This is a genomic window from Psychrobacter sp. P11G3 (genome assembly GCF_001435845.1).
Lineage (GTDB): Bacteria > Pseudomonadota > Gammaproteobacteria > Pseudomonadales > Moraxellaceae > Psychrobacter.
Map to the genome: position 1 here is coordinate 1061518 of NZ_CM003596.1, position 17606 is coordinate 1079123.

8 protein-coding genes are annotated in these 17606 nt (G+C 43.4%); 6 read left to right on the forward strand and 2 right to left on the reverse strand.

Annotation, left to right across the window (positions count from 1 at the left end):
* Positions 1-207: 207 nt before the first annotated feature.
* Positions 208-1539, reverse strand: a complete 1332-nt coding sequence (locus tag AK824_RS04450) for an MFS transporter (protein ID WP_057759165.1) — start codon at positions 1537-1539, stop codon at positions 208-210.
* Between the two features lie 483 nt (positions 1540-2022).
* Between AK824_RS04450 and AK824_RS04455 the strand changes: the two genes are divergently transcribed.
* On the forward strand, positions 2023-5583 hold the full coding sequence (locus AK824_RS04455) for an autotransporter assembly complex protein TamA (RefSeq protein ID WP_057759166.1): 3561 nt from the start codon (positions 2023-2025) through the stop codon (positions 5581-5583).
* A gap of 102 nt (positions 5584-5685) precedes the next feature.
* A complete protein-coding gene (locus AK824_RS04460; protein ID WP_057759168.1) occupies positions 5686-10680 on the forward strand; it encodes a translocation/assembly module TamB domain-containing protein in 4995 nt (1664 codons plus the stop codon).
* Positions 10681-11003: 323 nt separating this feature from the next.
* Here AK824_RS04460 and hemP read toward each other — a convergent pair whose 3' ends face one another.
* Complete coding sequence (gene hemP, locus AK824_RS13405; RefSeq protein WP_227672156.1) at positions 11004-11162, reverse strand: hemin uptake protein HemP; 159 nt, start codon at positions 11160-11162, stop codon at positions 11004-11006.
* Positions 11163-11460: 298 nt separating this feature from the next.
* Between hemP and AK824_RS04465 the strand changes: the two genes are divergently transcribed.
* The 4 genes from AK824_RS04465 (at position 11461) to cgtA (ending at position 17571) form a co-directional block, all read left to right on the forward strand.
* Positions 11461-12606 (forward strand): NUDIX domain-containing protein, encoded by a 1146-nt coding sequence (locus AK824_RS04465; protein WP_057759170.1) that lies wholly within the window; start codon positions 11461-11463, stop codon positions 12604-12606.
* A gap of 449 nt (positions 12607-13055) precedes the next feature.
* Positions 13056-14288: a lipocalin family protein gene (locus AK824_RS04470; protein WP_057759172.1), complete on the forward strand. Its 1233-nt coding sequence runs from the start codon at positions 13056-13058 to the stop codon at positions 14286-14288.
* Positions 14289-14632: 344 nt separating this feature from the next.
* Complete coding sequence (locus AK824_RS04475; RefSeq protein WP_057759173.1) at positions 14633-16075, forward strand: glyceraldehyde-3-phosphate dehydrogenase; 1443 nt, start codon at positions 14633-14635, stop codon at positions 16073-16075.
* A 290-nt stretch (positions 16076-16365) separates the two neighbouring features.
* Entirely contained in the window at positions 16366-17571 is a 1206-nt protein-coding gene (cgtA, locus tag AK824_RS04480; RefSeq protein WP_057759175.1) for an Obg family GTPase CgtA, read from the forward strand.
* Positions 17572-17606 lie beyond the last annotated feature (35 nt).

Below are 17606 nucleotides of genomic sequence, written 5' to 3' on the forward strand. Positions count from 1 at the left end.
AAGTATGTTACCGTCCAAAAGCAACGGCATAATGCGTATTACTATAACAAACAATCCAAATTATTGGCTCGAATATTACTGTCTAGATAGCCCATAAATAATCTATAGATAGTGGGCAAACTACTATAGCTATCATAACTACGAAACCATCAGCGCAACATTAGACTGTATTTATGGAGCCAAACTTATTTACGGCGCTAACCATATTTACGGCGCTATACCATCGTTGGTTTGGATAACGGCATGCTTAATATGTTTATTGAGTTTAATGTATAAAAATGCACCAAACACTATATTCAATAGCCCTGTCACCAAAAATAGCTGCGGTAGCGTAAACCCTAAGACGTTTAAGATAACAATCGCAAAAATGGCTGATGTGACCATAAATATCGCGTTAAAGATGTTATTCGCACCTACGATGCGTGCTCGATGACTCTTAGGTGCGTAGGCTTGCATAGAAGCATATAGCGGTACGATATACAAACCACCGCTGAAACCTAATAAGAATAAATCCGCGAAGACACGCCAGCTACCACTTATATTAAACAAATCACCGATGCCAAGTAATGTGTCATTATTCACATTTATATCTAAACCTGAAAGTGAAAAATACAAATCAATAGCAAAGATACTTAATCCAGCAATACCAAAAGGCAATAGACGCAAGCTGACTTTGTTTTTGGTCAATGTTTTGCACAGCACCGAACCGATTGACACGCCAACAGAAAACAATGTGAGTAAGAAAATAACGACTGACTCATCACCAAGCAAAATCACCTTGCTGAACTCTGGCACTTGGGTCAAAAACGTCGCCCCATAAAACCAAAACCAGCTGTTACCAAGAATGATAAAGAACAAAAAAGGCAAAGAGTATAAGTAACGAACCGTGGCCAAGCTGGTTGTAATAATATTCCAGTTAATCTTCAGGTCAGGCTGCATCGCTGGCATAGTAGGGATATAGCGCGCAGCTAGATATCCTAAAACAGCGACAACCAACACTGTGGCACTAATCCAATATAATGATTGTGATAGCTGAGTCAAAATACCAGCGACAATCATACCGACTAAAATAGCCAGCGAAGTACCCATCTGAAAAAGGCCGTTGGCGCCGACCAACTCATCTTCTTTCATCGCTTGTGGCAGATAAGCGTATTTAATCGGTCCAAAGAAAGTCGAATGGGTACCCATCAAAAACAACGCGACAAACAGCAGTGCATACCATTCAAAGACAAAGCCTACCGCAGCAACCGCCATAATGACCAGCTCAAGGAGTTTAATAAACTGCGTAAGCTTTGATTTTTCATACTTATCAGCAATCTGTCCTGCCAAAGCAGAAAACAAAAAGTAGGGTAGGATGAATAACATGGCGGCCAAGTTATTAAGGATGCTGACCTCTACACCCAATTTACTGGCGGCAGTATAAGTCAGCACCAGTATGAGCGCCTGCTTAAAAATATTGTCATTGAATGCGCCCAAAAACTGGGTGAAAAACATAGCGCTAAAACGACGGCGCTTGAATAACTGAAACTGGTTGGACATGGACATTCCTACAGATAAATCGCGACTGATAGAGAAAATAGCGGCGCTGAACGACAATTTTTTTATGATAATAATCGTAAATTTTATTAAAAACTATATCAAGATATAGCATAGGTTTTATCAATATTAAGCCGTATAATAGCAAGGCTTCGGTGAAAATACATGCAGTCAACGCTATGATTCGATATTTAACTAAGTTATGATTTATAAATTTTATGTGATTGCGTTTTAGGGTATAAATAGTAGTGACAACAAAGGCTACTACTCATCAACACTATCTATAAACTAGTAGCCTTTTCTAAGCTAGTAGACCTACAAGGCGATAGACACACAGTGCTAAAGCCGACACTATAGATAACCAGTCACGAAATGAAAGTAGTAAACCATTAATTCCAGATAACTGCTATAAGTTTATTCACCGGTCAGACTTGACGATCGTTATCGTTGATAAGATTGTGCCGCGTGAGCTGATAGGACGTAAAGATGATAAAGCAGCCTTCAACTCGAGCATGCAAGGGTCTAATGATGCAGCGTGACACAGCCATAATCCAAAACGATAGTAATAATCCAAGTACATATCCAGCAGCGCCGCGTAAAAATTTCAGACGCTCTGCACTGTGCACTGCGCTTGCGACCAGTTTGTTCGGTATGACACCTGCGGCAATGGCAGATACCATTAATAATGCAAACAATACGGCTATCACCAACTCATCTGCTGCTGACCAAACTGATAGCAGTCAAACGTTTAGTAACCAGAATAACAATAGTCAAGCTGCTAATGAGCAAGCATCTATAAAGCAGTCAGCTACATTGTCAGATGACGACACTCAGCTAGATATGGCTCTAGATGCGCTACGTCTAAAAAAAGCAGTAGAGCAAGGCATCATCGATCAGTCAGTATTGGACGACTATAGCGAACAGAGCTTGGGCATTAAGAAACCTAACTCGACAAAGTCAGGCTCTAAAAACTCGACGACGCAAAATGCCAATGCTCAAAACGCAACTTCTCAAAACAAAAACACTCAAAATCTAGAAACTTTCACTGATAGTCCAAGTACTTCATATAATCCCAATAACGCTCAATCAATCGCTTCTAATGATGACCTGTTGCAACAAGCAACCGAGATTCAGCAGCAGGGTTATCAAATGATGACCCCTGAGCAGATCGATCGTGAGCTAGCGGCAATGGATGCGCAGAATGCTCAAGACATTGATAGTATCAATATTAGCAATAATGACAGTGACTTTGATGCGCCAATCGCTACGTTAGATGACACAACATCACCAATTGGTCTCGATGTAGAGCTAGATGCGACAAACTTGCCCGCGCCTAGCAATCTTGATACGTTGGGTAGAAATGAAACAACGCAAGAACAGGCGAGCACAGCTGAAGGGATGTCACGTCCGATTGAGGTAAGTGGCGCTGTTAGCAATGAAGATGTCGTTAGTAATGAAGCTATTGTTAAGAATGAAAATGGTCTGACGACTGATGATAGTAGTGATGAGGTGATAACTGTTACGAATGTGCCTGCCAATGTAGAAGGTACGACGACAGATATTATCAATCCGAATGACTACCTACCAGATTATCAGAATGATACTCAGGCCGTCGATCAAAGTATAGAACAAGCCAATAGACCACGCCCACGCGCGCGCAATAGAGGTAATATCGTGACGCGTCTCTACAATCGCTTTTTTAATGACGGTGGCGTGGTAGCTTTGCCAAATGTAGAAACCGCTATTTATCTAGAGCAAGTATCTGCTGAAGACTCTCCTAATGGTAAGGCTCAGCTGATTGAGGCTGATAATGATATTCAGCCAATGAAAAACATTAAAGCAGCACTAGATGATACTTCCGTTCAGTCGGTTATTGACTTTACTGCGGCATTGCCACGTTTGCGCGAAACAGCACAGAATGCTGCTAAAGCCGTTGGTTACTATGAGGTTGAGATGCGTTTGACCCAACCTGACCGTGACACAGTTAATGTTGTGATTGAAGAGCTAGGCGAGCCGGTACTGGTAGATAGCCGTATTATTGAGATTCGCGGTGAGGGCAGTGAGCAAGAAGAGTTTGCATCGCTTGAGGCAGACTTGCCACCGCAAGAAGGTGATATTTTTAATCATCGTGTCTATAAGAGCAGTAAAGCGGCGTTAGAGGCCTTGAGCAATACCTATGGCTATTTCGACCAGTACTGGCTGAACAAATCTGTTGATATCATCTTGCCTGATAACAAAGCGGATGTCTCATTGGTTTACAACACAGGTGATCGTTACGAGTTTGACGATGTGGTGTTTTTTACCTACGACAAAGAAACCAATACGCTGACCCAAGACCCCGACAAGCTACCAGTAGAGCTTTCACTATTGCAACAGCTTTATGGCTTTACGCCGGGTGAGCCGTTTTATCGTCCAGCAGTCACGAAGTTCAGTAACGACTTATCGGCAACTCGTTACTTTAATACGGTCAACGTCGAGTCGATACTACCACCAACTGATAGTAGTGAAGCTGGTACCTTAGCGTTTGACAATGCTGCTACCGAGGGTAACGACACATTAGATGACGACATTAACAATGTAGACAATGATGGCATTGCAGATCTGAGTAGCAATGATGGCGCAGCTGCCTTAAATGTCACTGCTAGCACAGAAGATACGGTCAATGATAATAGCGACATAGGTGCAGAGAGCGATAATGCTCTGAGTGCTAACAGCGGCGCGACGGTCAATGAAGCGGATATCGCAGCTATTGATTTTGAGGCGGATGAAGCGACACTTGATAAGCTGCAAGCCATCAGACAAAAAGCAGAGCGGTTAAGTAGCTTGCCGAATGATCGTGTATTGGATGAAAAAGATCAGGAAGCCGATAATCTATTGGGCAAAATCAGTGACTCAATTAGTAATGTTGCCCAAAAGATATTCCCTGACGAAAAGAGTCTGATCGCTGACGAAAACTTTGTACCGCCAACGCTAGCAGGACGTAAAACGCCGCAAGATGTCGCAGAAAGCAAAAAAGTACCTTTATATGTGTTTGTATATGCGGATAAACCACGTGATGCTCAAGTTGGTCTGGGTTATGGAACAGATACAGGCGTTCGCGCTACCGCAAAAATAGACTATAACTTGCTCAATCGCCAAGGTTATCAAGCGGGTGCAGAAACAGAAGTATCGAGAATCAGCAAAAACGTGGCTGTGTATGCCAGTCGACCATGGAAGCATCCGCTCAATGATAAGCTAGATGCACGTCTTACTTATGAAGAGGAAGTGATTGACCAAGGCGAAGGCAACTTCGATCTGTCGACCACAACGCTGAAGGCAGCTTTGGCACGTAATATCCGTAGTGATACTGGTTGGAATCGTAGTTACTCTGTACGTTACCGCTTGGATGAGCTTGAAACGGGGGTTGATGGTGCAGCGCTAGATGATCTGCCTATCCGCTTTACCTCTTCAAGTCCGAAACAGCGCGCGTTATTGTTTGGCTATGGTATGAATAAAACAGATACTGACAATGCTACCAATCCAACGCAAGGTATGCGCCAGTACTACTCAATCGAGGCTGGCACTGATAGCGCATTCAGTGATACCGATATGGCGATTATTCGCGCAGGCGTTAGTGGTATCTATAGCTTTGGCGAAGACAAGAAGCATCAGGTATTAGGTAGTGCCAATGCCGGTTATATTTGGGCGGATGATTTTTACGATGTGCCTTATAAGTTGCGTTTCTTTGCAGGTGGCGATCAGAGTATCCGCGGTTATGACTATGAGAGCTTGTCACCACTAGATAAAGGCTATCTAACGGGCGGGCAAGTACTAGCGGTCGGTAGCGCTGAGTATAACTATGAGTTTAAACCAGGTTTCCGTGGCGCATTCTTTACTGATGTCGGTAATGCCTATGACAAAGATTTTGATACTGAGACAAAAGTCGGCGTTGGTGTCGGTATCCGCTGGGCATCGCCTGTAGGAATGGTGCGCGTCGATGTGGCTGCTGGCGTGACTGAGGAAAGTATTCCAGTACGACTGCACTTCTTTATTGGTTCACCGTTATAATCGCTTAATGTAGTAGTTCCAACTGTTTAGTAGCTCCAAATGTTCTAATCATTACTTATCGTACCGATTGCTGGTCTTCATTTTTTAACGTAGTTGAGTGTCATGCTGACAGAAAATACCCCGCCTAATAATGCTCCAGATGAAGATCCAGCACAGCGTGATGCCCGTGCCGTTAGGCGTTGGTATCCGTTGTCATTTCTGCTCAAACTGCTGGTATTGGTGCTTATCGTACTGGCGATTATGTTTGCCATATTCTTTTATGCGGCAGGGACTGACGCTGGTACGAAGTTTATATTAGAAAAAATCAGTGTTGAAACAGGTATTGACTTCAAATACGGACGCGGCAACTTGCGCGATGGTATTTGGGTCACCGATATCGATATTGAAGCGACTGAAGATCTTGAGATATTGGTAGATAAAGCCTATGTGAAAATAGGCTGGCGCGCAGTATTTGCAAAAGAAGTGCATTTAAGTGATGCAGACATCCAGACCATAGAGATTATCAATAAAAAACCGCCGACTGGTGAGCCGTTTGATTATAAAACTTTAAAGTTGCCAGTAAACTTGCGTTTTGATCAAGCAAAAATTAAGAAAATCACCTATAAGCAAGTAACCAAAGATCCTATCGTTATTCAAGATATTACGGCGCGTGACCTGACGTGGGTAGGTAGTACGGTGACCGTTGGCCGTGGTGACTTGCAGTACGCTGATATTGTGAAAGTCAGTGCCTTACAAGGAGAGATTGACTTACAGGGCGACTATCCACTAGATTTGAGTGCGATTGCGGAAGTCAGCGCCCTTGAAAAAGCCTATATCGACCCATTGAATATCTCCGCAACAGGAACGCTTAAACGTACTGTTGGTAAAGTACGTAGTCGTTATAACGATAGCGATGTGAGAGGCGACTTTGTCGTACAAGGGTTAGATGCGGGTGCACCGTTTGATGCAAAACTACAGTGGGATGATATTCTTATCCCTTATGCAGATAGTCAAAACATTCGCCTACAAAGTGGTACGGCCACAGCTTCTGGTGTCATCTCTGAAATACGATTGCGTATCAATACTGAATTGACCGCCAAAGACATTCCATCAGGTCATTACCAAGGCCGCGCCGTTATCGCCAATAGTCAGCTACGTATAGATCGCCTAGATGCTGACGTGCCAGCGGGACGTTTGGCGTTGCAAGGTATTTTAGATTGGAAAGACAGTTTTGAAGCCACAGTGCGTGCGACGGGTAGCAACTTTGATATTCGCCAAGCTATTCCGGCTGAGTATACTGACTTCAAAGCTTATGCGCCGCAAACTCTAAACGGTAGACTGTCACTGCGTTATCAGCAGCAGAATACCACTGGTAATACGCAGATCGATGCAGATTTGCGTCAGCGCGATGGTGAGCACATCAATGCCAATATGGTTCGCGGTAAAACCTCTGCCAAGTCCAAGCAAGTCGCGCCTTGGTATATTGATGCTAACTGGAAAAACTTAACCCGCCGTAACGTACCCAATATTGGCAATATCGACAGTCCTAGTGGGCAGGTAGACGTCATCGTTCGTGGTTCGACCTTATCAGTCGATGCCAATGCCGTTATCAATGAGCTAAATGCTGCCCCCAAGGGTAACTATGATCTGCGTATACGTAAGGCTGGTGATGTCATTGATATCAATCGTCTTAATTATAACGGCATCGTAGGAGACTTATCCGGCACAGGGCAGATTCAGTTAGCGAGCAAACAGCGTCCACTGACATGGCAGATTGATGCCAGTACCAAAGGTCTACTTCCTAAGAAATATCGTAGCGATTTACCGCTTGAGCGCCTAACAGGTCGTATAAGCGCGCGTGGTCGACTGCTAAATATCACTAAAAATGGTGTTAGCGGTCAACGTCATGTGATTACTTTAAACGATACCGATATGCAAGCACAGCTCGATGCGACACAAGCAGATCGTGCTATCGGTATTACCGGTGCTGGTGATGCCAGTGTCGATATCGTAGGTGGTGAGCTGTCGGTATTTGATGCGCGTTTTGATGGTCGGATTGATACAGCAGATGTACCACAAGGCCGTCTGTCTATCGATGCTGCGGGTACGCCAAAGCTGATTAGTATTCGTAAGCTGAACTATAAGGGTGAAGCGGGCGCAGTTGATGCTAAAGGGGTTATCGACTTACGTAAAAATATCGGCTGGAATATAGATGGTCGTTTTGATCAGTTCAACTTGGGTTATTTTTTACCTAATAATCCAGCAATAATCACAGGCGATCTAAAAACCAGTGGCGAATGGCAAAATGCGCCAAAAAACAGCAAAAACACTGCAGGTACCTTGCAGCGCTTTGCCGTAAATTTTAACGGCATATTGGATGCCGAGCAATTGCCAGCAGGTAAGCTGAATATAGAAGCCAGTGGTGACAGTCAGCTAATCCGTATCAATCGTTTCCGTCATGTGGGTGCGGCAGGTAGTATCGATGCCAGCGGTACTGTTGACGTGCGTCAAGGCGTTGCATGGGATATCAACGCAGTGATGGATCGTTTTAACATTGGCTACTTCCTAAAAGATACCCCAAGCCTTATCACTGGTACGATTGATACAGATGGCCGCTGGAGTGACACGCAGCAGATCGTCAATATTAAACAAGTCAATCTGAATGGCATGCTAAAAGGGCAGCAACTGAGTGCCAAAGGCAGTCTCTCAGCGAAGATGCGTTTGCCTAAAGATTTAGCAAGTTACTTCAAACAACTTCAGACCCAAGATGCCCAAGCACAATATAAGCAAGTGAATGCTTTGATTGATAGCTTAAACGCTAATAATCTGGTGCTGCGTTGGGGTGACAACTATGTCACGGCTAACGGCAATGCCAAACAGCTACAAACCAAAATTAATATCACCAGTCTAGATCAACTATCTAGCCAACTAGCTGGTAAAGTCACGGGCGGTGCCACGCTGTCTCAACCAGCTGGTCAAGCACTGCCTACTATTTATATTGATTTGGTCGGTGAGCGACTCGCGCTACCTGGCTTTATATTGCGTCAAGGCCGTGTACGTGGCAAGCTGGTCAACTTAGCCAATAGCCCAAGCCAGTTAATAGTGACGGCTGAAGGTCTAGATGCTGCTGGTCAAAGTTTCGATAGTGTTAAAGCGTCCTTTAATGGTACCGAAAAGTCTCATGTGGTCGATCTAAATGTGGCCAATAAGCAACTCGATGTCGGTGCTAGGCTAAAAGGTGGTTTTGATCGAGACAGGCTAAGTTGGTCAGGTGTCATTGGAAAAGGCCGCATCAAATCTAAGTATGCGACTTTGAATCAATTGCAACCTGCACAGCTGATTGTGAATTTACCTTATAATCAGGGTGGTGAGAATCGTGATCTAAAAGTACAGCTTGCCGCTCACTGTTGGCAGGCCACGGATCAAACTGGCAAGCTCTGTCTACGAGAAAAACTAGTGGCATCGCCGGACCAAGGTGAAGTCAATGTAGCGTTGCAGAATTTAGATACATCGTTATTCTCAGTGTTCTTGCCAGAAGATATTGACTGGAATGGCAAGATTAATGGTAAAGCAATCGTCGGATGGCAACGTGGTCGTCCGCCAACTATCAATACCACGCTATACTCAGACAATGGCAAAATTGGCCTTGTTCAAGATGGCGAGAGCACATCAATGACCTTGCCATACAAGCGTGTCTCTCTCATTGCTCTGTCTGTGCCTGAGGGTATCAAGCTGCGTACCGATATCAATACTGGACGCGGTGCGCGTGGCTATGCTGAGGTGATCGTCGATCCTTATAAAGACCCTAAACCAATTTCTGGGGCACTGGTGCTGAACGAGCTTGATCTTGCGATATTTAAGCCTTTCTTCCCTGGTATGCGCGTCCTAAGAGGTAACGTCACAATGGCGGGTGGCCTAGGTGGTACTTTAACCAAACCGCAGTTCTATGGCGACGTAAAACTCTCTGACGGCCGTATAGCCATGCTTGATTTGCCAGTAAATCTGTCCAAAGTAAATGCGGCAGCCAAAATACGCGGCACGCAAGCGACCATTGATGGCACATTCAATAGTGGTACAGGTGAAGGTGAATTGTCAGGGACAGTCAATTGGCAGCAAAAACTGCAGGCCAAATTAAGTATCGTCGGTGAAGGCCTAGTCATTACTCAGCCGCCATTACTGGTTGCTGAAATTGATCCTGATATCGATATTATCGTGCGCCCAGGCGACCGTTATGTTGATATAAAAGGGGCGATCAGTGTGCCGTCTGCGACCATTCGTCCGCCTGAAGCCAGCGAAGATATCATCACTCAAACTGAAGATGCAGTGGTACTAGATCGTCGTTTGATTGGTAATATCGATGAAGTACTGGCTATCTCAAAACCTTGGTCAATCAATGCTGATATCGGTGTTGATTTGGGCGATGATATCAACTTCCGTGGTTTTGGCGCCGTCATTCCATTGGCAGGTGCGATTAATGTTACGCAGAATGGTACAGGTATCATGCGTGCCAGAGGTGTTGTACAGGTCTCACGCCGTACCAATATCAATGCCTTTGGCCAAAGCCTAGAGCTGAATTATGGTCAAGTGCGTTTCAATGGCGATGTGATGAAGCCGAGCTTGAGTATTGAAGCGGCAAAAACAATTAATGGCAAAACAGTCGGTCTGCGTGTCAAAGGAACGACTGAAAGCCCCAATATTATCGTCTTTAACAATGCAGGACTGACCCAGCAACAAGCTATGAACGCGTTGGTGACAGGTCGCATCGATAATAAGAGTGCGACGCAAATCAGTGAGCAAGGGTTTAAATCGCAAGTGACCAATAATCTGGCTGCTGCTGGTTTAAGCTTCGGTCTGAGTGGCACTCGTAGCCTGACCAATCAAATCGGGCAAGCGTTCGGTTTGCAGAGCCTGACAGTCGATGCTTCAGGTAGCAGCGAAGATACTAATGTCAACGTTACAGGTTACGTTACCCCTGATTTGTACATTCGCTATGGTGTGGGTGTTTTTAATGCGCAAAACAGTCTTTCTGTTCGTTATCAATTGACACGCCGTATCTATGTGGAAGCAAGCTCAGCAGCGGAAAATGCAGTAGATGTGGTCTATAGTTGGCAGTTCTAAATTGTTTATTAGGGCATGTCCTCAATTCAATCGATAGTTATCTAAATGGGTTAAAAATGGCTAAATCTTGCCAAATGGCGTCAAATAGCTGACTAATATCTCGATATTATCTGCGCTATTTTCCTTGTTTGACTGCAATTTATCTCATTTTTATCACCATCTTTAAAATGAGGACACGCCCTAGTAAGACAACTGCTTTCTAGTTGATTTCAACTGAGAAAGCTTTTGAAATTATTTCTAAGTTAGATAGCCTATAAAAAAACGCCTCATAATGAAGGCGTTTTTTTATAGAAGCATTGAAATAGGTGTCACTGAAATAGAAGTTACTTGGTTAGAATCAAGCGATTATTGCGAGTTAGGCGTAGTCGATACTCTTCGCCTTCATGCTCGATACGTACCTCTTTAGTCAATGCAAATAGATGTTGTGATTGCAGAGTAGGTAAACGGTTTTCACGACAGTTTAAATAACGAGAGATGACCATGCTCATAGTAAATTCCTTTTGAGAAGAAGTGGCTTAAAAATTGGCTAACCATAGCGTAATTGTTTTTAACGATAATAATTATCATTTAGATTTGATAAATTTGCAAGGCAATTGATAAAATAAAATGCAGTTATTATGTAAACTTATCTAATTTCGCTGTCATAAACTATCTAGAATAAAAATTTTATCTATATAAATTAGTAGGTTAGGTAATAAATTTAACTGAATCATCTAGCCTATAAAAACTATTAAATTATCAAAAATAATCAGAGTAAACACCGAAATAAAGGATATAAGTATGTCGAACGGGTCAGATCAACAATCAGAAACCAAGCCAGAAAGTAAGAAAGACAGTAAAGCGAAAACTAACAAACCAAGCATCGTAAATATCGTAAATGTTGCAGTGGCTGTCATTCATTATAAAGACCAGTATTTGCTTGGGTTTCGAGATGCTACTCAGCATCAGGGAAATCGTTACGAGTTCGTCGGTGGAAAGATAGAAGCGAATGAGTCAGCAGCGCAGGCGTTGATAAGAGAGGTAGCTGAAGAGACAGGTATCCTGCTTCATAATAGTACTGTCGTTAAGCTTGGGCGTTTGCATCATGATTATGGCGATAAGCAGGTCAGCTTACAGGTTTATAAGATTGAGCTGACAGCAGAGCAGTACGAGCAGCATAGACACTGTGAACAAGGTTTAGAAGGGCAGGCACTGACTTGGGTAAGCAAATCACAGCTTTTGGCAGGAGAGTATCATCTGCCCGCTGCTAATAAGACAATCCTTGAATGGTTGAAACTCCCATCGAAGATAGCGATTACTTATCCTCTAGCACATTTCGGCACACACACTGATGCAGCGGCAGCATGGCTACAGCATCATCAAGAAAATCTAGCATCAGAGTCATGGGTATATATCCGCTTGAAGGACGCAAATTCTAAACATCTTGCTGAGCAATTGATGACGGTACGCCCAGATATTTTAGCGATTTTACCTAATGATAAAGAACAACCTTTAGATGTAGAGGACTCACTAACTGCTAATGAGACAGAAACTGGCCAGCGGATAATTGCTAAGCATTTAACACAAACGGCACTGATGCAATGCTTTGATGAGGATGGCAGTTCTACAGCTCTTATACAGTCGTTATCTAAAGACCATCCGCTTATCGTCAGCTGTCATGACATCGCGAGCATAACAGCAGCCAATCAACTTGCCAGCATGCGCATACAGAACGCATTACCACCAGTGATTGGTGCTTTCGTATCGCCTGTACTCGCTACCCAAACGCATCCTAATGACGTACCGCTTGGTTGGGAAGCATGGTCAGAGTTAGCAGAGTTAGCTGATATGCCTGTCATTGGGTTAGGCGGGCTAGAACCTGCTATGCTCAATCAAGCATTGCAGTATGGCGGTATCAGTGTGGCAGGCATTCGTCAGTTTATATAATCCGCATGACTCAAGAAAGCTATCTACAATCTATAGTTCCATTTGCCTGAATGTGACCCGTATTAAACTTGCGTATTAAGCTTAGTAAGTTCAAATAACTGATTTTTAACTTAGTTATCCAGTAAGTAACTGTGTGGTTATGATGTGTTCAAACAACACTCAAACCCCATAGTTACTTACAAGCCGTTGCGTTTTCCTACATTGCACTACTGTTTTAATAGTCCAGTTGTCCTTAATATATATTGCATATCTACGATACGTTGATCTTATTTCTATAGACGAGTGACTGATCAAAAGTGATGTTCAAAATACAATAATAAAAAAGCTTTTGTAGAGTCAAGTTTTGCACGAATAATTTATACCAAAGCAAATGGTTTTTAGAAAACGAGACCAAATAGATGCCGTACATAAAGCGTTTTTAACAATCACTATTTAAGAATGGTACTCCTATGAAAACCAATAAGTTACCTGAGTCAGCATGGACTGATTCACAGGCAGCTGGTTCTCAACTTCAGCAGCCTAAGCAATCGCTCAATGACAATGAATATGGCGACGACACGCAACAGACAAACCAAGCTAGTAACGATGCTAGCTATAATCACGACAGCTCGAATGGCGAATATTCGCACCATCTGGCAAAAGACACGTCTTCGCAAGACAGCTATTTTGGATACAAAAGCGCCGACAAAAGCCTTAGGGCAAAAGAGTCAGCTATGAGTAACAATGAACTAAGCAAAGATCTAAAAAATAGCAATGAGGACAATCATGATGTGGCTAGTGGCTACAAATCATCTGGCTATAAGTCAGCGCAAAATAAGCAGCCACAAAAGCTAAATGAAGATGAGCCATTGATGTCGGGACTGTTAGAGGATCAAATAGATAATCTAAACAGTAGTTCTGAACACGCCATCGACGCTGAGCAAATGAGTGATGCATCAACAAACAATTCATCTTACAAAAAAATACCGGAGCGCATATTTATGAATGGACTGATCAAACATACAGGCATTGCCTTAGCGATTATTATACCGTTAGCAGCGTTCTCAGCCTATGCGGCCACGCCGCCTGTGAACATGGCAACTAATAACACGGCAACTAATGGCATGTCTGATGACACGATGAGCGAGAAGACCACGACTGATGTGCTATCGGTTAAGCCAAGCGATATCATTCATAAATCTGCAAGCACACCAACTACCGTAGATAGTGTAGATCTAAATACCTATGCAGGTACTTGGTATGAGATTGGCCGTTTGCCGATGTATTTCCAGCGCAAATGTGCTGGTGATGTTACTGCTAATTATGCTCAAAAAGATGATGGCTCAGGAATCATGGTTACTAATAAGTGTGTGAGCGAGGACGGTTCGGGTATTGTGGCAGAAGGTTTGGCTAAGCCAGCCGATGAAAGCGGCAGCAAACTAAAAGTGACGTTCTTACCGAAGTGGATTCGCTGGATTCCAGTCGGCCGTGCTGACTATTGGGTGCTGGCACGTGATGCAGACTACAAAACCGCGCTAGTAGGGACACCTGATAAAAAATATTTATGGTTACTAGCACGCTCACCAAATATCAGTCAGGAAACGTATACTAAATATCGTCAAATCGCTCAGCAGCAAGGTTATGACTTAAAAGAGTTCACATTGACGTCGCAGAGCAACCAAACGGTGAATCTAGCGCCATAATAGATGTAACTGAATTTACTGCTTCAGTTAATTGAGCCCTATAGCGATTATTATTTCATTACGTCTCGAATAAGGCAGCATATATAGCTGCCTTTGTTTTTATTACTAGTTATATATAAGAACTATATAAGAGAATGAAACCTATTATGCACGCTAGCTAATCGGTTACTACTGGCAAAATGAGGCGTTTTAGGCTAAAATCTAGGCGATTCAAATACTCTAGCGTCAATAACCCGTATTGATAGTGGTTGATTATCATATTAGAGTCGCCATTTAGAGCATACACAACCTATCTATTTTACACTTCTTCATATTTTATTGATCATACATTACTGACCATAAGGATGTTTCTCGTGAGCAACGCTGATACCTTACGCCAATTACATCAAGACCACTTGAACAACTACAACAATCAAGAGCAACAAGCGATTGAGCTTATGGGGCTACTAAACAAGCTCTATAACAAGCAAGACGTACAAGTGACTTTGTTTGGCGAAACGCTAGACTCTACCTCAGTTGGTCAAATACTTGCTTTGCATCAAAAAGTAGCACTACGCGATCATGGTGCCCAAGCTATCGATATCGCTGATACTCTAGCGATGGTAAAAGTTATCTCAGAAAACACTGATATCCAAGCCACTCGTATTGATGTTGGTCAATTGATTGCTAATGATACTGACTTACAGACCGCTCTACAGTCTATCAACAATGCTGGTGCTGTAAATGGCGCGACAGATGTTGTACTGTATGGTTTTGGCCGTATCGGTCGTATTTTGACTCGTCTGCTATTGTCACAAGCGTCAAGTGCAAAAGGTCTACAACTAAAAGCGATCGTTGTACGTCCAGCCGCTGCTGGTGACTTGGCTAAACGTATCTCATTGCTTGAGCGTGACTCAATCCATGGTAGATTCTTAGGCGGCATCAGCATTGACGACGATAACAACGGCATGATCGTTAATGGTCGTTTTGTACAAGTTATCTATGCCAAAGACCCAAGCGAAATCGACTATACTGCTTATGGTATCGATAATGCTCTTGTTATCGATAACACAGGTATCTGGAAAGATGAAGCGGGCCTTGGGAAGCATTTACAGTCTACTGGCGTGAAAAAAGTACTATTAACAGCACCTGCAGGCGGCGATATCAAAAACGTCGTTTATGGTGTAAATAATGATACCGTTGGTGACGATACGATCGTTAGTGCTGCTAGCTGTACGACCAATGCGATTACGCCAACGCTGAATGTATTGAATGATGAGTATGGTATTGTAAATGGTCATGTAGAGACTATTCACTCATTTACCAATGATCAGAATTTGGTTGATAACTATCATAAAGCAGACCGCCGTGGTCGTAGTGCGGTGATGAACATGGTTATCACTAGTACTGGTGCTGCAAAAGCTGTTGGTAAAGCATTGCCAGAATTAAACGGTAAGCTAACGGGTAACGCTATTCGTGTACCAACACCAAACGTCAGCTTAGCAATCTTGAACGTGAATCTGAAAACTGCTCCAGCCAGCGCTGATGCGTTAAATGAATTCTTGCGTAAAATGGCTAACAGCAGCACTTGGCAGTCGCAGATTGCTTATACAGATTCTACAGAAGCGGTATCAACTGACTTTGTTGGTACGACTCATGTGGGTATCATCGATGCTCAAGCTACTATCTTGACTGACAACCAAGCTATCGTATATGTTTGGTATGACAACGAAGTAGGTTATAGTACTCAGGTATTGCGTTTGGCGACGCAAATGGCCGGAATCAGCTACGCTCAGATTCCAGCATAGATTACTAAATACAGTAGAGCAATAACGTCATACCAAGTATAGTAGTGCTATCGTGTCACAAGAATGACGCTATAGCAGATGCTACTTTGAATATCTTGGTAGGATTTTAACTGTCATACTTAAACACCCGATAGTCCGATTGATTATCGGGTGTTATTGTCATAATGGGCACTAAGTAAAAGTAGTATTTATATAGTGCTCGTTGCGACGCAACAACATAGCAAAACCCCAAAATACAACCGTTGGTTGTAACCAGTTTATAAGCTGGATTGTGAATTAAGGAACGTAAGATGCGATTTATTGATGAAGCCGTCGTAACGGTAAAAGCAGGTGACGGTGGTAACGGAATCGCCAGTTTTCGCCGAGAAAAGTATGTCCCACGTGGTGGACCTGATGGTGGTGATGGCGGCAAGGGCGGAGATGTATATGTCATTGCAGAAGACAACACCAACACCCTAGTTGACTATCGTTATACGCGTCGTCATGACGCCATGCGTGCTGAGAACGGCCATAGTAGAAACTGTTCAGGTAAAGGGTCTGATGATCTTTATTTGCCAGTACCAGTTGGTACCACGGTAGTTGATACCGAGACAGACGAAGTATTGGGCGATTTGATTGAGATTGGCCAGACACTACTGATTGCCAAAGGTGGCGATGGTGGTCTGGGTAATACCCATTTCAAAAGCTCGACCAACCAAGCGCCGCGTAAAGCGACGTCAGGTTTTGAAGGCGAGCTAAAAGTTCTTAAGTTTGAGCTAAAAGTAGTGGCTGATGTTGGTTTGATTGGTTTGCCTAATGCTGGTAAATCGACCTTTATCCGTCAAGTCTCTGCTGCTAGACCAAAAGTGGCTGATTATCCGTTTACTACCCTAGTACCAAACTTGGGTGTGGTCGATATTGGTCGTCATCGCTCATTTGTGATGGCAGATATTCCTGGCCTTATTGAAGGTGCATCAGAAGGCGCCGGACTTGGTATTCGCTTCTTGAAGCATGTTGCGCGTACGCGTCGTCTGCTACACTTAGTTGATGTTAAGCCTGTTGATGGCAGCGACCCAGTCGAGAATGCCCGTGTTATTTTAAACGAGCTTGAGCGTTTTTCTCCTGAATTGGCCAACTTGCCGCAGATTCTGGTATTAAACAAAATCGATCAGGTCAATGATGAAGATTTGAATGCGCTTTGTACTCATATCGTCGCAGAGCTTGGTTGGACTGGTATGGTCTTCCGTACGGCAACGCTAACTGGTGAAGGCGTTGATGCGGTCAAATATCATCTAATGAATGATATCGAACTTGAGCGTGAGCGTGAAATAGAAGATCCTATCTTCGCTGAAGCACAAAAAGAACGTTTTGAGCGTTTAGAAGCTGAAGTACGTCTGAACACTGAAGCACAGCGTGAAGCATATCGTGCGGCTCGTAAAGCAGCACGTGAAGGCTTGGATGCGTCTGATTTTGACGACGATGATGACGATGGCGTTGAGGTAATGTACGTTCCTTAAGCTAGTATGCTTGAGCAGTTATACTTGAATTGTGA